The sequence below is a fragment of the Pararhodobacter zhoushanensis genome, assembly GCF_025949695.1.
Taxonomy (GTDB): domain Bacteria; phylum Pseudomonadota; class Alphaproteobacteria; order Rhodobacterales; family Rhodobacteraceae; genus Pararhodobacter; species Pararhodobacter zhoushanensis_A.
The window spans coordinates 889,071-907,579 of record NZ_JAPDFL010000001.1; the positions used below are offsets into that span (position 1 = coordinate 889,071).

Below are 18,509 nucleotides of genomic sequence, written 5' to 3' on the forward strand. Positions count from 1 at the left end.
TTGGGGAACCCCCGTGGATACTTTCAGACAGAAAATGAAACAGGGTTAACGAAACCTTATCATCTGTCCTTAAATATCCTGGGGGGTGAATTGGCCGTCAGGCCAAGAGGGGGCAAGGCCCCCCTGGCTTGCGTCCCGAGCTCAGTTCGACGCGCCGTGCGACATGGCGTGGCCGCCCGTCTGCATCTGGCCCTGCATCGGCGTCCGTTCGTTGTCGGCCACCACGGTGACCGGCAGTTCCGAGCCATCCGCGAAGATCAGCGTAACCTCGACGTTGTCGCCTTGCTCGGGCACATGGGTGAGCCCCATGAACATCACATGATCCGCGCCGCGCTCGAGCGCGTGGCTGCTGTGGGCCGGGATGAGAAAGCCCTCTTCGACTTCGCGCATCTGCATGATGCCATCACCGATCTGGATATGCGTGTGCAGTTCCAGCCGTGACGAGAGGTCCGAGCGCGCCCCGACCAGCTGGCAGTCGCTGTCGCCGGCATTGTTGAGCACCATAAAGGCAGCGCCGCTGCGGGCCATGGCGCCCGAGGTGCGGAAGTATGCGTCGGAAACGGTGACCCCCTCGCAGGCGAGGGCGGGCATGGCGAAGAGTGCTGCGGCGGCAGCAAGAGAGAGAGTGCGGAACATAGGGTATCCTGTCTGTGAAAGGTCTGAAAAATGATTGGCTTTCAGGCCGTGACAGGGGGCGCCCGTGACCAGCTGTGCACGGGGGCCGGGGGCGGCGGGGCCGCGATCTCACGCGATGCAAAGCGGATCGGGTTCAGCGTTCCGGCGCGCTCGGCGATGGGCAAAGCAGGGTCAGTCAGCGCGGCAAAGGCCGGGACGCAATCGGGGCACAGGATGCGTGGACCGGTCGGGTTGCCCTCTGCATCGACACTGATCGAGGTCAGGCCGTAGCCCGAGCAGATCACCACCTCACCCACCGTGCGCAGCTGGTGGCGCGCCGTGGCCATCGCCACCGAGCCGGTGACAAGCACCAGCACCAGTCCGAACAGGGTCAGGGCGCGCGAGAGGTTCATGACGGTCAATCTAGGGCCTGGCCGCGTCGGGCGCTAGTGCGACCAATCGCGCGGGATGAGCGCCTTGATCCGTCCCGCATGCCCGGCAGGTGCCGCGCAAGCATCTGCGGTCAGGGTGCGGGCGTCTTCGAGCAGGGTCTCGGGAGCGGACAGGCGGTCGATCAGGCCCCAGTTCAGCGCCTCGGTCGCCTCGATCTTGGCCCCGCCCATCAGGATCATCCGGGCGCGTCCGGGTCCGATCAGCGCCGCCATCCGGGCCGAGTCCGAGGGTTGCGGCAGAAAGCCCAGCTTCATCACCGGGTAGAAGAACTTGGCCCCCGGCACCCCCAGCCGGATGTCGCAGGCCAATGCCATTCCGAACGCGCCACCCGCCAGCGTGCCGTTGAGCGCGGCAATCGTCAGGCAGGGCAGCGCGGCGAGGGTGCCGCTCAATTCTTCCCAGATGCCATCGGTGGCGAGGCCCGCGCGGGCCTCGTCCAGATCCGCGCCCGCCGAGAACACCGTGCCCGCGCCCGTCAGGATCACCGCCTGCTGCCGCGTGCCTGCGTCCTTCAGTTCGGCCACCAGCTGCCCCATCATCGCACGGGTGAGCGCGTTGGCCTTGTCCGGGCGGTCCAGCGTCAGAAGGGTCAGCGGGCCGACATCCTCACGGCGGATCATGCGATCAGGCCCAGCCGTCTGCGGATACCCTCGTCGCGCAGCGATACCTCGGCCCCGCGATAGGTGTCGGAATCGCTGGTGCACATCCACAGCAGCGCCTCGGCGGGCCATTCGGCCGGGATATGCGCCTCCCAGTCCAACTGGCTGACAGCATTGACGCCCGAGGTCTTGATCGCGCGCTGCATGTCGGTGGCCACGGTGCCGGGCGACAGCGACAGCACGCGCACCTTCGCCCCCGCCTCCAGATGCGCCGCCTTGGTCAGCATGATCGCCCCGGCCTTGGACGCGCAATAGCCGCTCCAGCCTTCCAGCGCGTTATAGGCAGCCCCCGACCCGACAGTCAGGATCGTCCCGCCGCCCTGCTTTTGCATCACCGGCAGGGCGGCGTGCAGGCCATAGAACACGCCCTTGAGGTTCACGTCGATCTGGCGGCCCCAGGCGTCGGGGTCGGCTTGGGCAATAAGCGCGATCGGGTCGATCAGGCCGGCGTTGTTGATCAGCACATCCAGACGACCGTGCGCCGTGACCATCGCCTGAACGGCAGAGGAAACCTGCGCGGCGTCGGCGACATCGCAGGGAATCAGCGTAGCACCCGTTTCATCCGCGACCGCCTGCAACTCGGCCGACGGGCGTCCGGCCAGACCCAGTTTGGCCCCGGCGGCGGCGAAGCGGCGGGCGGTGGCGGCGCCGATGCCGCGGCTGGCACCGGTGATGAGCACGGATTTGCCACGCACGGCGGCATCGCGGTCGGTTTTGCTGGTCATGCGGATCTCCTGATTTTGCCACTTTGGTAGCGCGCTGATTTCCGCGTGACCATCCCTGAATCGGGCCCTGAATCGAGAGCTGGATCGGGCCCTGAATCGGACGGCGTGTCTGTGACCCGGCGTGCGCCCCGGCCATGTTACACCCGGGTAACGCGCTGTTTTACGCAAGAGCCCGCCGAGCCACGGCTTTTCACTTGACGGTTGCGGGCACACCGCCAGAATCCAGCCCTGTTTTGCCGCGAGGCTCAAAGGGAGTTTTCATCATGCTCGATTACACTGGCCGCCCCCGGGTCGCCGCAACCGCCATTCTGCTGGCGCTGACCGTAACCGCCCCGGCTGGCGCCCAGACCATGTCCGCAGCCGAGGCCTGGGCCGGGTTGAACTCGCTGGCGTTGGGGGCCGGGCTGTCGATTACCTCGGGCTCGGTCGCCAACAACGGCAACGCTGTGACCGCATCGGGTGTGCGGATTTTCCCGACCAATGACCCCAACGGTGTGGTCGTCAGCATGGACACGCTGACGTTGCAGCCGCGTGGCGAACTGATGGCGCTGATCCCCTCGCCGATGTTTCAGGTGACCACCCAGACCGGTCGTAACCAGACCCGCACCGTCGAGATCACGCATGACGGCGAGATTCTGGGCATGCTGACCGAGCAGAACGCCGCGCTGGATCTGAACTTTCCCACGTTGACGGCGCATCTGGTGCCGTCGGCAGCGCCGCCGGCGACCATCAAGGGCACGCCGCAGGCCTCGGCCGACCCCATGCGGGTTGATGTGACGATCAACGCGCTGGACGCGTCGCTGCGTGCCGCGCGCGAGGGTACGGCAGAGCTGACGATTGATGCGGCAAGCGTGAGCTATGATCTGGTCTACCCCGATCCGGCCAACGAGACCGGCGGCATGATCACGCAATCGGGCGTGCAGACCGCGCCGCATCTGGCCTTCAGCGGGACCGAGCTGGATATGCTGTCGGGCGATGACGGCATGCTGCGCGCGGCCTTTGACGCGGGCATGGCGATGTCGCTGAACTTTACCGTGCAGGCGTCGCGGCAAACGTCGAGCCAGTCGATGGGGACCACCCCGCTGGCGATGAACACCGAAGGCGGCGCCAGCGACTTCACCATCACCGTGGCCGACGGACGCGCGGACATCACCGGCTCGGCGGGTGCGTTTGCGCTGTCGGGCAACTTTGGCCCGATGCAGGGCGCGGCGCAGCTGGCCGGGATGACCATGGCCTTTGGCGCGCCGCTGGTGGTGACCTCCGACGACCAGCTGTTCCGTTACATGGTTTCGCTGGACGGCTTGCAACCCTCGCCTGAGCTGCTGGCGATGGTGGGTGCAAGCCAGTTTGCCGGGGATGCGGTGACGATGACGGTGGATGTCACCGCAGACGGCCATCTGACCCGCGAAATCGGCCCCGATTTCGGCGAGGGTGACACGCCGCCGCTGGATATCTCGCGCGTGCGTCTGGACGATCTGCGGCTTGCTGTCGGGGATTCCGAATTCACCGGCGGCGGTGCGGTGACGCTGCTGGGCGGGTTGATGGGTCAGATCGGTCGCGACCGCCCCAATGCCGAGGGTGATTTCACCTTCGATCTGGTTGGTGGCGAGCGCCTGCTGAACCGCTTGCAGTCGATGGGTCTGGTGCCCGCCGATCAGCTGTTCTTTGTTCGGATGATGATCAACGGTCTGGGCCGCTCGATCGGCGAGGATCACCTGCAATCCGAAGTGGCGATCCGTCCGGGCGGCGCGATCACCGTGAACGGCGCACCGCTGCCGTTCTGAGCGAAAACAGGGCCATGGCGGGGCACCCCGCCGTGGCCGCGCTTATTCTGGCTGATCCCAGCCTTCGATGGCGGCGCGCATCGTCGGTGAAATTTCATCGACGATGTCGCTGGCTAATAGCTCTGCCCGCTGAAGCTGGTACATCGGCTGCCGATCCTTTTTCAACATCGGTGCGTGCAGTTTGCCCAGCAAGACCAGCGGATGCGCAATGAGGAAGTACTTCCCCATTTTTTCCTGATCAATCAGTCCCAGGATTGTGTCACGCCAGCCCGGAGCATCAGGGTCGGCGTCGCGATAGCGACCGAGCCGGGCGCTGTTCTTGGTATCGACCTGCATCTGATAGGCCACTACCTGCTTCAGTTCAGCGTTCGATAGGGATTTCAGCGCAGTCTTGAGGTCGGCGATGTCATGGCAATAGCCGATGCTGTGGCCCTTGGCCTGAAATGCTGCGGTCAGGCGCATCTCACCGCGCCGGATCACCAGGTTCTTGTTGCTGGTGACAAAGAGTTTCCGCCAATACTCGGCAAAATCCGTGTGGCTCACGAGCCGTGGTCCGAAGCAATAGAAGTAACTTTGCAGATGGGCGCGCTGATCAACCTCCGATTGCTTGTTGTAGTAATAGCCAAAGAGATCCTTGTCGGCAGCCCGTGCGTGGTCCAGGAGCGTGCAGTCATTGCTCAACGGGAACCAGATGCTGTCGTTGATCACCACCAGAAACCGCATCGGGATCTTTTGCTCGAGCAGATGCAGGATCGCATCGCGGTAGCCGCCAAAATCGTAGCCATAATTCGGGCGCTGCATGACCAGGTACGCGTGATCCTTGAGCCGGTTCAGGTCCTGAGACGTGATCGGCGCATTCGACACGACCAGTGGCGCAAATCCCTTGGCATAGAGATGGTCCAGCATGTGCAGCGTCGACTCTTGCAGCCCGCGCGGCTGGAAGATGAGGACCACCGCGACATCTTTCTGCAAGGCGCGCATCCCTTGCGTCAGCGTGAGGGTCTTGTGCTTTCGCGCGTCATGAGCGCTGCGCAGGGGGGCTGCGACGAAGAACCAGGGGAATTGGATAGCTTGCATCCAGAGGCGCCGGAGCTCTCGTTTGATTTTCCATAGGGGAAGCATGAGGACTAAGGGCTCTTGGTAATGGGCGGAAAAAATGCACGTGAGACGACGTGCATGCGTAGGTCATCAGGGCGATTCACTCAACCCAGAGGTTTGTCGTGAGTCGTAAAGCAGAGGCCCCGGAAACTGCTGCCGGGGCCTCGTGTCCGATCAGACGTAACCAATCACTCGGCGCTGTCGCCTTTGGTCTCGGCGACTTCTTCGCCGGTTTCCTGGTCGATCATCTTCATCGCCAGACGGACCTTGCCGCGATCGTCGAAGCCCAAGAGCTTGACCTTCACTTCCTGGCCTTCCTTGAGCAGGTCGGACGGGTGGTTCAGGCGCTTGTTGGCGATCTGCGACACGTGGACGAGGCCGTCACGCTTGCCGAAGAAGTTCACGAAGGCGCCGAAATCAACGATCTTCACCACGGTGCCGGTGTAGATCTTGCCGATTTCCGGCTCTGCCACGATCGAATAGATCATGTCGTAAGCCTTCTTGATCGCATCCGCGTCCGAGGACGCGATCTTGATCACGCCGTCGTCGTTGATGTCGACCTTGGCACCCGAGACTTCGACGATCTCGCGGATGACCTTGCCGCCCGAGCCGATCACTTCACGGATCTTGTCGGTGGGGATGGTCATGGTTTCGATCTTCGGCGCGTACTGGCTGAAGCCCTGCGGCGCGGTCAGCGCCTTGGACATTTCACCCAGGATGTGCAGGCGGCCGTCCTTGGCTTGCGCCAGGGCTTTCTCCATGATTTCGAAGGTGATCCCCGAAATCTTGATGTCCATCTGCAGCGAGGTGATGCCGTTCTCGGTACCCGCGACCTTGAAGTCCATGTCGCCGAGGTGATCCTCGTCGCCCAGAATGTCGGTCAGAACGGCGAATTTGCCGCCCTCTTCCAGGATCAGGCCCATGGCCACACCGGCGACCGGTGCTTTCAGCGGAACGCCCGCATCCATCATCGACAGCGAGCTGCCGCAGACGGTGGCCATCGAGGACGAGCCGTTCGACTCGGTGATCTCGGACACGATGCGGATGGTGTAGGGGAAGTCGGTCGCGGCGGGCAAAACGGCCTGCAGGGCGCGCCATGCCAGTTTGCCATGACCGATTTCGCGACGACCCGGCGAACCCATACGGCCCACTTCACCGACCGAATACGGCGGGAAGTTGTAGTGCAGCATGAAGTTGGCTTTGTAGGTGCCGGTCAGCGCGTCGACGAACTGCTCGTCATCGCCGGTGCCCAGGGTTGCCACGCAGAGCGACTGCGTTTCACCACGGGTGAACAGCGCCGAACCGTGGGTCCGCGGCAGCACCGAGGTCTCGGTGAAGATCGGGCGCACGGTGGTGGTGTCACGGCCATCGATGCGCGGGGCACCGTTGATCACGTCGCCACGCAGGATCGAGGCTTCGAGCTTTTTCATCGCCGAATCCAGCGTCGGATCGGCCAGCTCGGCTTCGTTCAGCTGCGCTTTGATACCAGCGCGGGCTTCCGAGATCGCGTTGACGCGGGTCTGTTTGTCCTTGATGGCAAACGCGGCGCGCATCTGGGTCTCGCCCAGTTCCTTGATCCGGGCCAGAATCGGGCCGTAGTTCGGAGCGGCGAAATCGAACGGCTCTTTGGCGCATTCTTCGGCGAAGTCGATGATCAGGTCGATGACCGGCTGATAGCTTTCGTGGGCGAATTTCACCGCACCCAGCATCTCGGCCTCGGTCAGCTCATAGGCTTCCGATTCGACCATCATCACGGCGTCGGCGGTGCCGGCCACGACCAGATCGAGGCGCTGCTCGGCGTTGTCGCGCAGCTTGACCATATCGTCGCATTCGGGGTTCAGAACGTAGTCACCGTTCACAAAGCCCACACGCGCGGCGGCGATCGGACCCATGAAGGGCACGCCCGAGATGGTCAGCGCAGCCGAAGCGGCGATCATCGCGACGACGTCGGGCTCGTTCACCAGATCATGCGACAGCACGGTGGTGACAACCAGCACTTCGTGCTTGAAGCCTTCGACGAACAGCGGGCGGATCGGACGGTCGATCAGGCGCGAGGTCAGCGTTTCTTTTTCGCTGGGACGACCTTCGCGTTTGAAGAAGCCACCGGGGATCTTGCCTGCGGAATAGGTGCGTTCCTGATAGTGGACGGTCAGCGGGAAGAAATCCTGACCCGGCTTGGGCGACTTGGCGAACGTCACGTTGGCCATGACCGAGGTCTCGCCCAGCGTGGCGATGACCGAGCCGTCAGCCTGACGGGCCACTCGGCCCGATTCCAGCGTGAGGGTTTCCTGGCCCCACTGGATCGACTTCTTAGAAATATTGAACATTCAGTTTCCTCAAGGGAGCACTCCCGGCCCTCCGGGTCTCCCGTTCTATGGCGGCCCCATTGCCGCCGACCCCTATCCTTCGCATCACGCCGGGGTCGAAGCGTCACGTCTCAGATGGCCGGGCCATACAGGAAAATCAGGCTTGTGGGAAGGGGGCGTATCAAAGGCCCCTTGCCGCGTGCTCAGCGTTGCAGCGTAGCCAGCGGGATCTGGATCGTGCGCGCCAGCGTGCCCTCGGTCCAGACGGTGTTCAGCTTGCCACCCAGTTGCCCTTCGACGGTCAGCCCCAGCAGGCGCGACCCAAAGCCGCTGCCGGTCTCGCCCTCTGAGCTGTGGTGCAGGCCGCTTTCTTCCCACTGGATCGTCAGGCGTTCGCCATCATCCACCCAGCCGATGGTCAGACGCGCATCGGCATCGGCCAGCGCGCCGTATTTGGCGGCGTTGGTGACCATCTCATACAGCGCCAGCGTCAGCGGCGTGGCGGCGGTCGGTCCCACCTGCTGCTCGGGGCCGCGCAGGGTTGCGCGCGCTTGCGTCGCCACATGCGGCAAGAGCAGCGTTTCGATCAGCGTTTGCAGATCGGTGCCCAGTTCCTTCGGTCGATTGGCGTGGATTGCGGGCGCGATCAGGGCATGCGCGCTCGACAGCGCCTTGAGGCGATTTTGCAGCGTTGCGGGGGTTTCCCCGGCTGACTGACTCATCCGTACGATGCCGCTGACCACGGTGAACAGGTTCTTGACCCGGTGGTGCAGCTCTTCGACCAGTAGCTGCCCGTCGGCCAGCGCCTGACGCAGTGCCAGCTCGGTCTCGACCCCGGCGGCAAGATCGCGCAGGTCGCTGAGCTGCTCGGCGGTCCAGTCGTGCGGCTTCCCGTCAATCGCGCAGAACGAGCCCAGCACGGCCCCATCGTTCCCGCGCACCGGCACGCCCAGATACGCGATCACGTCAAGATCGTGCACCGCGCCATTGTCGCGCAGCAGCGGATGCTCGCGCGCATCCGGCACCGCCAGCGGGGTTTCAGCGGTGACGACATACTGGCAAAAGCTGTGGGTGAGTGGGGTCTGGTTCAGCCCCTCCGCCAGCCCGGTCGCCGCCTTGAAATACTGGCGGTTGTCGTCGACCAGCGAAAACAGCACCACCGGCACGCCCAGAATACGGCTGCCCAGCCGGGCGGCGCGGTCGAACACGGCCTCGGGCATGCTGTCCATCAGCTCGCTGCGGGCCAGGGCGGTCAGGCGCGACAACGCGTTCAGCCGTTCGCGATGCCCCTCAGGAGTCGCGGACGGGAAGGACAGGTCGGACGAAGGCGTATCATTGTGTGGCATTTTATCGAGTCGCTACCATGAGAGCCGCAGCGCCAGAAGTCCTAATCAGCGTTCAAGCGATGCTTGCGCAGCAGCATGCCTAACCCAGATGCACCTGCGACTCGGGATAGCGAACCCGAGGCAGCGTGCGCGTGGCCAGAAAGAAACCCAGCGTCAGCGGTCCGACCCGGCCAAGGAACATGATCACCACGATCACCGCCCGGCCGAACTCGTTCAGCTCACCGGTAAAGCCGCGCGACAGGCCCACCGTGCCAAAGGCCGAGGCCACCTCGAACGCGATGTCGACGAAATGCCCGTCATGCGAGACCGTCATCAGGAACACGCCGCAGAACACCACGATCACACTGATCGCGGTCAGCGCCATGACCTTGAGCACCTGATCCAGCCCGATTGACCGGCCAAAGGCATGCAGCTGTGTCTGGCGGCGAAAGAAGGCGACCGTGGCGAGGATCATCACCACAAACGTGGTCACCTTGATCCCCCCGGCGGTCGAGGCCGGGCCACCACCGATCAGCATCAGCGAAATGAACAACAGCGTCGTGCTGTCATGGATCGCGGCGATATCGGTGGTGTTGAACCCGGCGGTGCGGGTGGTCACGCCCTGAAACCAGCTGACCACCAGCCGCGCCGGGATGCTGTCGTATTGGCCCAGAGTGCCGGGGTTGTTCCATTCCAGCGCGGCAAAAGCCCCCATCGACCACGGGATCAGGATCGCCGTGCCCAGCAGCATGATCTTGGTGTGCAGCGACCACGCGCGCGGGGATTTGCCGCTTAGCACGTCGTGCAGCACCACATAGCCAATACCGCCGATGATAAAGAGCGCGGGGATCACCGTATTGACCAGCGGGTCGATGGCATAGCCGATCAGCCCGTCAGGAAAGGTGGAAAACCCGGCGTTGTTGAAGGCCGAGACCGAGTGAAACGCCGCCGTCCACAGCCCGTCCAGCAACCCCAGTCGCGGCACGAAGGTCAGCGACAGCAGCAGCGCGCCGGCGACCTCGCAGATCAGCACGGCTTTCAGGATCGTGGTGACCAGCTTCATCAGCTGATCCATCGAATTGTGGTTCAGATCTTCGCGCAGATAGACCTGTCCGGTCAGCCCCATCGGCATGCCCAGCGCAGCCAGTACCAGCACGGCAAAGGTCATCAGCCCCAACCCGCCCAGCTGGATCAGGAAGGCCACGACGAATTCACCAAACCACGTCAGCGTGGTGCCGATGTCGAACACCACCAGCCCGGTCACCGTGACAGCCGAGGTGGCGGTAAAGATCGCATCGCTCCAGCTGATCGGCACGTGGTGCGAGATCGGCAGTTTCAGCGCCAGCGCGCCCAGCGAAATCAGCGTGGCATAAAGCGCCGCCAGAATCAGCGGCGGCGGCACACGCGAAATACGCCGCGACAGACGACGCAGCGGTCCTGAAAAGGGCCCGCGCCGCGGTTTGCGGGGTTTCACAGGCTGTCCCCGAACAGGCGCAGCTCGGCGCGTTTGCCTAGCAGGATCAGCTTGTCCTCAGGCGCGAGCCGCATGTCGTCGGTGGGATGTCGGAACTCGCTGCCGCGCATCAGGCCCAGCAGGCGCAGATCATGCGTGGTGCCGATGCCCAGCGATGCCAGCTCGCGCCCGTCCATGCGCTGTGGGATCACCACGTTCACCACGCTGAACCCGTTGCCCAGGCTCACATAATCCTGCAAGACTGGATTGTTGAGCATCTGCGCGATATGGCGGCCCATCTCCTGTTCCGGCAGGATCACCCGGTCGACGCCCAGCTTGACCAGAATGCGGTGATGCGTCTTGTTCGACGCCTTGGCCCAGAGCGTTTCCATGCCCAACAGCTTGAGGTTCATCACCGTCAGGATGCTGGCCTGAATGTCGCGCCCAACGGCGACCAGCGCCACGTCATAGCGGTCGATTCCGGCCTCGCGCAAAGCGCCTTCGTCGGTGGTGTCCACGATCAGCGCGCTCGACAGCGTGTTGGACATCTGCGCCACGCGCTTTTCGTCCAGATCGAGGCCGATCACCCGGTTGCCGAACCGCGCCAGCTCGGCAGCAACGGTGCTGCCAAACGCCCCCAGGCCGACAACGGCAAAACTACGCGAACTCTTGGTCATGAGGTTTCTCCCCCGTTTTCGGCGTGACGCTGCGCTGCGGCGCTGCGTTAGTCAAGAGCCGGAAAGGGGTACGCAAAACGCCCGCTGTTGCCAGCGGGCGCTCTCGGACGCAGGGTCGGATCAAGTCAGCGGCGGATGCCGAGACGCTGGATCAGCGACTGATAGCGCGCCTCGTCCTTGCCCTTCACGTAGTCCAGCAGCTTGCGGCGCTGGGCCACCATCATCAGAAGGCCACGACGGCTGTGGTTGTCCTTCTTGTGCATTTTGAAGTGCTCGGTCAGGGTGGTGATACGCGAGGTCAGGATCGCAACCTGGACTTCGGGCGAACCGGTGTCGCCTTCTTTGGTCGCGAATTCTTTCAGCAGGCGTTGTTTTTCTTCGACGGTGATCGACATCGGGATCTCCTGTGTAAAAGGGTTAAGGCGCAGGCCGGGATGTCGTCCAGCACAAGCCCATGGAGGCTCCTTGCCCAGAACGGCCAAGGATGCGCGCGTATAGGCGATCCCATGCGCCAGAGCAAATGGATTCAAAGCCCGCGGTTCCTGCGGTGTTAACCACAGTTGCAGAATCTGGCTTTCCCAAAGGCAATGGTCGCTGTTTGTTCAGGATATCCGGGTTCAATGGGGCCCGGATAGGGGAACGGCCGCCGGTGCGGCAGGGGGTCTCGATGTGGCTGCTCTTGGGGTTGATCGGCGTCGCTGTCGCGGCGGGCGCAACCGATCTGTATACGCAGGCTGATGACGACACTGGCCCGCCCGACGATCTGCCGCAAGAGGGGGCGGATGACACCGCTCAGGCGCAACATGGCAACCTGCTGGATGATGCCCCGGAGGATGCCGCGCCTGTGGCTGACAGTGACCTTGGTCCTGCCGCTGATGACACCCCCGCTGAGGACGTCGCCGTCGATACTGACCCCATGCAGATCTCGCGAGGGATATGAAGGCGTTGACGCCGATGACCGCGAGTATATCAGCACTGATACCCCGCCTGTGCCCCCCAAGGACATGGTGATCGACGGCGGCGGGGGTGTGCCTGTAGAAGGCGGTGCTGGCGATGACACGCTGAACGGGGACTGGCGCGACGACTGGCTGGAAGGGTTCGCGGGCGCTGACCAGCTTGATGGCGCAGGGGGCGACGACACGCTCCTCGGCGGTGCGGGCGACGATATGCTGTTGGGCGATGACGGCGATGATCACCTGATCGCGGGCTCGGGCGATGACATTCTTGACGGCGGTTCGGGCCGCGACTCGCTCACTGCAGGCGACGGCGCGGATCGTCTCAATGGTGGTGAGGGTGACGATACGCTCGAAGGCGGCGCGGGCGGTGACCATCTCGACGGCGGCGAGGGTGGCGATCTGCTGATGGGCGGCGACGGCGACGATACGCTCACCGGCGGCAATGACCACGGTGAAACGGATTTTCTGAACGGCGGCGACGGCGACGATGTGCTGAGTCTGGGCGCGGGCGATATCGCCAGCGGGGGTGCCGGGGCGGACAGGTTTGTTCTGGGCGAATGGATGGATGCGGCTGCGCCCGCGATCATCAGCGATTTCGACACCGGTGCGGATCATCTCGCCGTAGCCTATGACGCCGACGGCCCCGCCCCGGTGATCGACACCGCGTATGACGCTCAGGCGGGAGGGTTGCGTGTGTTCATCGACGGCGCACCGGTCGCGCTGCTGCAAGGCATCGAAACCCTCGACCCCGCACAGATCGTTGTCGTCCCGGCCGGTGCCGCTGATCCGACGGTATCCACCGAGCCTGGCCCGGCTCACGACGGAACACCATACTGATTGGTGACCCCGGCAGGATTCGAACCTGCAACCTGCCCCTTAGGAGGGGGCTGCTCTATCCAGTTGAGCCACGGGACCACCGTATCTTCTCTTTGGCGACTTGCGCCGGGCATGGCAAGCCTTGGCGCGAGCAAAGGGATATGTTCGCGATATCAGGGAAACTTTGACACTTGCACAAGCGGCGCTTTAGAAGTGAAGCATTCGTCATCTGTTAGTGCCGCCGCGGGCCCTCTCGCCACGCGCCCCGGGGAGGGAGGCCCCCGATTTATGATCCCACCGCGCAATGCCGACCATCGGCGCCCCCTGACGCTGCGAGACGTCTCAGAAGCGTGCGGCGTCAGTGAGATGACCGTCAGCCGCGTGCTGCGCAACCGCGAAGATGTCTCACCGGCGACGCGCGAAAAGGTGCTCGCCTCGGCCCGGGCGCTTGGCTACGTGCCCAACAAGATCGCGGGCGGGCTGGCCTCGCAGCAGGTCAATCTGGTGGCGGTGATCGTGCCCTCGCTGTCGAACATGGTGTTCCCCGAAGTTCTGGGCGGTATCTCGGCCGCGCTTGAGGACAGCGGGCTGCAGCCGGTGTTCGGCGTGACGCAATACTCGGTCGAGAAAGAGGAGAACGTCCTTTACGAGATGCTCTCGTGGCGGCCCACGGGCGTGATCCTTGCCGGGCTGGAACACACCGACGCGGCGCGCGCCATGCTGGAGAACGCCGGAATCCCGATCATCGAGATCATGGACAGCGACGGCGAGCCGATCGACTCGGTGGTTGGCATCTCGCATCGCGGGGCCGGGCGGCAGATGGCCGAGGCGATCGTCAAGGCGGGTTATCGCAAGATCGGTTTTCTGGGCACCAAGATGACCGACGATCACCGCGCCCGCAAACGGCTGGAGGGGCTGACCGAAGGTCTGGCCGAGCATGGCATCGAGCTGGTGGATACCGAGTTCTATTCGGGCGGTTCGGCGCTGAAAAAGGGCCGTGAGCTGACCGAAGCGATCCTGACGCGCAACCCGGATCTGGATTTCCTTTATTACTCGAACGACATGATCGGCGCAGGCGGGCTGCTCTATTGCCTTGAGAAAGGCTATGACATCCCCGGCAAGCTGGGTCTGGCAGGCTTTAACGGCACCGATTTCCTCGACGGGCTGCCGATGAAGCTGGCGACCATCGACGCCTGCCGCCGCGAGATTGGCGAGAAGGCGGCGAATATCATCGCGGGCAAGGGCTATGATGACGGGGTGATCGGCGGTCACCGGATCGAGCTGACGCCGCGGCTTGATCCGGGCGACACGATCCGCCGCTGATCGCCAGCCGCCAGGACAGGAACAACGCGCCCCGCAACGGGCGCGTTTTTGCATGAGCGCAGAAGGTCAACGAAAAACCCCGGGCGCTGGGCCCGGGGTTTCACCGTCATGCGGATGAGGAGAGATCAGCCGCGGTAGAACTCAGGATAGGCTTCCATGCCCAGTTCGGCTTTGTCGAGACCGAGGATCTCGTCTTCTTCCGAGACACGCAGGCCCATGGTCAGCTTCAGGATGTACCAGACAACCGCAGCCACCACGAAGGTGAAGACACCCACGATGATGATCGGAACGACCTGACCGGTGACGGTCGCATCGGGGTTGGTGATCAGCACAGCCAGCGTACCCCAGATGCCGCAGACCAGGTGAACCGGGATCGCGCCGACGACGTCGTCGATCTTCAGTTTGTCGAGCAGCGGCACCGCCAGAACGACCAGGATACCACCGAAGGCACCGATCAGCGTTGCAGCGCCCAGACCGGGGGTCAGCGGCTCGGCGGTGATCGACACCAGACCAGCCAGCGCGCCGTTCAGCACCATGGTGAGGTCAGGCTTCTTGTACATCAGCTGGGTCATGATCAGCGCGGCCAGCGCGCCACCGGCAGCAGCCGTGTTGGTGTTCGCAAAGATGCGCGAGATGTCAGCAACGTTGCCGGCGGTGTCCATGTACAGCTGCGAGCCGCCGTTGAAACCGAACCAGCCGAGCCACAGGATGAACGTACCCAAGGTGGCGAGCGTCAGGTTCGAACCGGGCATCGGGTTGACGCGGCCGTCCTTGTATTTGCCCAGACGCGGCCCGAGGATCAGCGCACCGGCCAGAGCCGACCAGCCACCGACCGAGTGAACGACGGTCGAGCCGGCGAAGTCGAGGAAGCCGTAATCCGCATCCAGGAAGCCACCGCCCCATTTCCACGACGCCTGGATCGGGTAGATGAAGCCGGTCAGCACGACCGTGAAGATCAGGAACGGCCACAGTTTGATGCGCTCGGCCAGGGTGCCCGACACGATCGAGGCGGTCGTGGCGCAGAACATCAGCTGGAAGAAGAAGTCCGAGCCAACCGACGCATAGGTCAGGTCGGTATCGGCGCTGCCGCCGACGGGTTCCATCACGGCCATCGAGAAGGCGCCGAGCATGTTGGGGATGGTCCAGCCGTCGCCCGGGTACATCAGGTTATAGCCGACGAGGTAGTACATGATCGCGGCAATCGCGAAGAGCGCGACGTTCTTGAGCGACTGCATGGTGACGTTCTTGGAACGCACCAGACCCGCTTCCAGCATCGAGAAGCCAGCGGCCATCCACATGACCAGAAAGCCGGTCACAAGGAACATGAAGGTGGTGAAAATATAGCCGATTTCTTCGTTCGGCGGAGTCACGTCGACTTCGGCAACCGCAGCGTCCTGGGCATACAGCGCCAGCGGCACAACCGCCACCAGAGCCGCCAGGGGAAGGATTTTCTTCAGGTTCATCTCAGGTTGTTCCCTATTTCCCTAGCCACTCAGAGCGCGTCGTCGCCGGCTTCGCCGGTACGCACACGAGTTGCTTGTTCCAGATCCAGCACGAAGACCTTGCCGTCACCGATCTTGCCGGTGCGCGCGGTCCGCGAGAGCGTCTCGACGACTTGCTCGGCCAGGCTGTCAGGCACGGCGATTTCGAGCTTAACTTTCGGAACAAAATTCACGGCGTATTCAGCGCCGCGATAGATTTCCGTGTGACCCGACTGAGTGCCGAAGCCTTTGATCTCGGTAACCATCAACCCGCGAACGCCGATGGCGGTGAGCGCCTCGCGCACCTCCTCCAGCTTGAACGGCTTGATTGCTGCAATGATGTACTTCACGTGTGCCCCCTTATAACGGTCCCAGGGGCGCCCCGATGAGGGCGCGTCCTGCGCCCATACGGGGTTCTGCGGGTTCAAATCGCAATGTTGCGGTGGGCAAGGACTCACCATGAAACCGAGACTTCTGCTGAAAAATTCACCAAATAGGCATGTCTGGTTAAAAAATAAGCGCATCACGAAGGCGAATCGGCTGTCTTCTGACCCTCCACAACGGCCAGCGCTGACTGTATGTTAACCCACCAACCAGAAACGATACGGCAGCAGGCAGATCCAGGCATGGCAGGCAACGGCACTCGACGTCCCCCTCTGGTGGCGGATCAGCGGACCCCGGCACCCCGGGCGCAAAGCGGCGGTCAACGTCGCTCGGGCGGGGGTGGTGGCGGTGGCGGAAAACGCCGCCCGCCGCGCCGGGCGCCTAAACGCGGGGGCAACTGGTTCACACGGGTGTTCGGCGGTTTGCTGCGTCTGATCTGGCGCGTCCTTTGGGGGTTCACCTGGCGTGTTACCGCGCTGGGCGTGCTGGTGATGGCCGCCGCGACCTTCTATTTCTACACCACCATGCCGAATGATGTCGTCGCGATGATGGACGGTCGCGCGCGCGGATCGGTGACGATGCTGGATGCCGACGGTCAAGTCTTTGCGTGGCGCGGTGAAAATTTCGGCGGCTTTACCCCGTCGACCGAGGTGTCACCGAACCTGCGCAATGCCATCGTTGCAACCGAGGACCGGCGCTTCTGGTGGCACTTCGGCGTCAGCCCGCGCGGGATCGCCGGGGCCATCGCCGGCAACATCGCCGCCGGGCGCGGGCCGTTTCAGGGGGCCGGTGGGTCGACCATCACGCAGCAGGTCGCCAAGCTGCTGTGTCTGGGCCGCGCCTATGACCCCGACATCTGGCCGACCGAGGCTGAATACGAATCCGACTGCCGCGAAGGTACGGTCTGGCGCAAGATTCAGGAGCTGCCCTACGCCTTTGCGCTGGAGCTGCGCTATACCAAGGACGAAATCCTCTCGATCTATATCAACCGCGCCTTCCTTGGCGCCGGGTCGCGCGGGTTCGAAGCGGCTTCCGAGCGGTACTTTGGCCATTCCGCCAGCGAAATGCGCCCGGCTGAGGGGGCGATGCTTGCCGGTCTGCTGGTCGCACCCAGCTATTACGCGCCGACGCGCAACCTTGAGCGTGCGCAGGCCCGCGCCGGTATCGTGCTGGGGCTGATGCATGAACAAGGCTACATCACCGACGCGCAACTTGCCGACGCCCGTGCCAATCCGGCGACCCTGCACGATGCGGCGGAAAGCCCGACGGGCGGGTTCTTTGCCGATTGGGTGATGCAATCCGGTCCCGCCTGGCTGACCCGCGACACGACCGAGGATGTGACGATCCAGACGACGCTGGACCAGCGCATTCAGCAAGCCGCCGAAGAGGCGGTCAGGCAGGTCTTCGCCGACCGCGTGCGCGACGGGTCCGAGGCCGAGGCGGCCGTGCTCGTCATGTCCGCCGATGGCGCCGTACGCGGCATGGTGGGCGGGCGCAGCTATATCACCGGGGGCTTCAACCGCGCCACGCAAGCGCAGCGTCAGACCGGCTCGGCGTTCAAACCCTTTGTCTATGCGCTGGCGATGGATGACGGCTATCAGCCCTATGACATGGTTGAGGATGCGCCGCTGACGATCACCGTGCCCGGGTCCGGTCCGTGGTCACCGCGCAACTATTCCAACCAGTTTCTGGGAATGATGACGCTGGCCGAGGCGCTGGCGCGGTCCGAGAACATCCCCGCCGTGCGGATTTCCGAAGCGATGGGCCGCGAGCGGGTGCGACAGGCAGCGAACGCCTTTGGCCTGCACTCGGATCTGGCCGAAGGCCCGGCGCTGGCACTGGGTGCCAGTGAAGCGACGCTGCTCGACATGACCTCGGCCTTTGCCGGTATTCTGAACGGGGGCAGTTCGGTCAGGCCGTATGGCTTCACCTCGCTCACACTGGCCGGAGAGCGTGCGCCGCTGATGACGATCGGCTCGGGCATCGGTGAGCGGGTGATCAGCGAAGACGCGGCACACCGTCTGGTCTGGATGATGACGCAGGTGCTGGAAGGGCCCTATGGCACCGGTCGTCGTGCGCGGCTGCCCGATGGGCGGCAGGCGGCGGGCAAGACCGGCACCACCAACTCGGCGCGCGATGCGTGGTTCGTCGGCTTTACCGCTGACTACGTCGCCGGCGTCTGGATGGGCAATGACGACAACACGCCCCTTGCAGGCGTGACCGGCGGCGGGTTGCCCGCCGAGATCTGGCGCGAGACCATGGTGCGCATCAACGATGGCATGCCGCTGCATCCGCTGCCCATGGTCGTGCCGCAACCGCCCGCACTGGAGCCGCCGACAACCCGGGGCGCGCCCGGTGCCACGCAAGGCGGCAACGGCAATCTGGGCGATGCGGTCCTGGGGATCCTGAATGGCATTCTGGGCGGGAACTGACACGAAAACGCCGGGGTCTGCG

Annotated in this window: 17 protein-coding genes and 1 tRNA gene; 5 read left to right on the forward strand and 13 right to left on the reverse strand. The window is 63.9% G+C overall.

What is annotated here, in order from left to right:
- Positions 1-141: 141 nt before the first annotated feature.
- Genes OKW52_RS04405 through OKW52_RS04420 form a run of 4 tightly spaced genes read right to left on the reverse strand, consistent with a single transcriptional unit; the run spans position 142 to position 2,452 of the window.
- Positions 142-636, reverse strand: a complete 495-nt coding sequence (locus tag OKW52_RS04405; RefSeq protein WP_264504630.1) for a copper chaperone PCu(A)C — start codon at positions 634-636, stop codon at positions 142-144.
- A 41-nt stretch (positions 637-677) separates the two neighbouring features.
- Positions 678-1,028 (reverse strand): hypothetical protein, encoded by a 351-nt coding sequence (locus tag OKW52_RS04410; protein ID WP_264504631.1) that lies wholly within the window; start codon positions 1,026-1,028, stop codon positions 678-680.
- A gap of 33 nt (positions 1,029-1,061) precedes the next feature.
- A complete protein-coding gene (locus OKW52_RS04415; RefSeq protein ID WP_264504632.1) occupies positions 1,062-1,688 on the reverse strand; it encodes an enoyl-CoA hydratase/isomerase family protein in 627 nt (208 codons plus the stop codon).
- Positions 1,685-2,452 carry an SDR family oxidoreductase gene (locus OKW52_RS04420; protein WP_264504633.1) on the reverse strand — a complete coding sequence of 256 codons (768 nt, stop codon included), beginning with the start codon at positions 2,450-2,452 and terminating at the stop codon, positions 1,685-1,687. The genes OKW52_RS04415 and OKW52_RS04420 overlap by 4 nt, the downstream gene beginning before the upstream one ends.
- Before the next feature lie 263 nt (positions 2,453-2,715).
- On the opposite strand from OKW52_RS04420, the gene OKW52_RS04425 reads away from it, so the two are divergent.
- Complete coding sequence (locus OKW52_RS04425; RefSeq protein ID WP_264504634.1) at positions 2,716-4,236, forward strand: hypothetical protein; 1,521 nt, start codon at positions 2,716-2,718, stop codon at positions 4,234-4,236.
- A 42-nt stretch (positions 4,237-4,278) separates the two neighbouring features.
- Here OKW52_RS04425 and OKW52_RS04430 read toward each other — a convergent pair whose 3' ends face one another.
- The 6 genes from OKW52_RS04430 to rpsO all read right to left on the reverse strand — a co-directional run bounded on the left by OKW52_RS04430 (position 4,279) and on the right by rpsO (position 11,490).
- On the reverse strand, positions 4,279-5,313 hold the full coding sequence (locus OKW52_RS04430; protein WP_264504635.1) for a rhamnan synthesis F family protein: 1,035 nt from the start codon (positions 5,311-5,313) through the stop codon (positions 4,279-4,281).
- 209 nt (positions 5,314-5,522) lie between these two features.
- Positions 5,523-7,661 carry a polyribonucleotide nucleotidyltransferase gene (gene pnp / locus OKW52_RS04435; RefSeq protein ID WP_264504636.1) on the reverse strand — a complete coding sequence of 713 codons (2,139 nt, stop codon included), beginning with the start codon at positions 7,659-7,661 and terminating at the stop codon, positions 5,523-5,525.
- 182 nt (positions 7,662-7,843) lie between these two features.
- Positions 7,844-8,986: a sensor histidine kinase gene (locus OKW52_RS04440; RefSeq protein ID WP_264504637.1), complete on the reverse strand. Its 1,143-nt coding sequence runs from the start codon at positions 8,984-8,986 to the stop codon at positions 7,844-7,846.
- A gap of 79 nt (positions 8,987-9,065) precedes the next feature.
- Entirely contained in the window at positions 9,066-10,367 is a 1,302-nt protein-coding gene (locus OKW52_RS04445) for a TrkH family potassium uptake protein (protein WP_264504638.1), read from the reverse strand.
- A 68-nt stretch (positions 10,368-10,435) separates the two neighbouring features.
- Positions 10,436-11,095, reverse strand: a complete 660-nt coding sequence (locus OKW52_RS04450) for a potassium channel family protein (RefSeq protein ID WP_264504639.1) — start codon at positions 11,093-11,095, stop codon at positions 10,436-10,438.
- Between the two features lie 125 nt (positions 11,096-11,220).
- Positions 11,221-11,490, reverse strand: a complete 270-nt coding sequence (rpsO, locus tag OKW52_RS04455) for a 30S ribosomal protein S15 (RefSeq protein WP_127109025.1) — start codon at positions 11,488-11,490, stop codon at positions 11,221-11,223.
- A 272-nt stretch (positions 11,491-11,762) separates the two neighbouring features.
- On the opposite strand from rpsO, the gene OKW52_RS04460 reads away from it, so the two are divergent.
- Together OKW52_RS04460 and OKW52_RS04465 are read left to right on the forward strand one after the other, a co-directional pair.
- Positions 11,763-12,035, forward strand: a complete 273-nt coding sequence (locus OKW52_RS04460) for a hypothetical protein (RefSeq protein WP_264504640.1) — start codon at positions 11,763-11,765, stop codon at positions 12,033-12,035.
- 49 nt (positions 12,036-12,084) lie between these two features.
- Entirely contained in the window at positions 12,085-12,888 is an 804-nt protein-coding gene (locus tag OKW52_RS04465; protein WP_264504641.1) for a calcium-binding protein, read from the forward strand.
- 1 nt (position 12,889) lies between these two features.
- Here the strand turns inward: OKW52_RS04465 and OKW52_RS04470 are convergent.
- Positions 12,890-12,966: transfer RNA gene (locus tag OKW52_RS04470), tRNA-Arg, on the reverse strand.
- Positions 12,967-13,155: 189 nt separating this feature from the next.
- On the opposite strand from OKW52_RS04470, the gene OKW52_RS04475 reads away from it, so the two are divergent.
- A complete protein-coding gene (locus OKW52_RS04475; protein ID WP_264504642.1) occupies positions 13,156-14,190 on the forward strand; it encodes a LacI family DNA-binding transcriptional regulator in 1,035 nt (344 codons plus the stop codon).
- 125 nt (positions 14,191-14,315) lie between these two features.
- On the opposite strand, the gene OKW52_RS04480 is transcribed toward OKW52_RS04475, so the two are convergent.
- Together OKW52_RS04480 and OKW52_RS04485 are read right to left on the reverse strand one after the other, a co-directional pair.
- Positions 14,316-15,653 (reverse strand): ammonium transporter, encoded by a 1,338-nt coding sequence (locus OKW52_RS04480; protein ID WP_264504643.1) that lies wholly within the window; start codon positions 15,651-15,653, stop codon positions 14,316-14,318.
- A 29-nt stretch (positions 15,654-15,682) separates the two neighbouring features.
- Positions 15,683-16,021 carry a P-II family nitrogen regulator gene (locus OKW52_RS04485; protein ID WP_127109017.1) on the reverse strand — a complete coding sequence of 113 codons (339 nt, stop codon included), beginning with the start codon at positions 16,019-16,021 and terminating at the stop codon, positions 15,683-15,685.
- Positions 16,022-16,297: 276 nt separating this feature from the next.
- Here OKW52_RS04485 and OKW52_RS04490 point away from each other — a divergent pair, with 276 nt between their 5' ends.
- A complete protein-coding gene (locus OKW52_RS04490) occupies positions 16,298-18,487 on the forward strand; it encodes a transglycosylase domain-containing protein (protein ID WP_264504644.1) in 2,190 nt (729 codons plus the stop codon).
- The last annotated feature ends 22 nt before the right edge of the window (positions 18,488-18,509 follow it).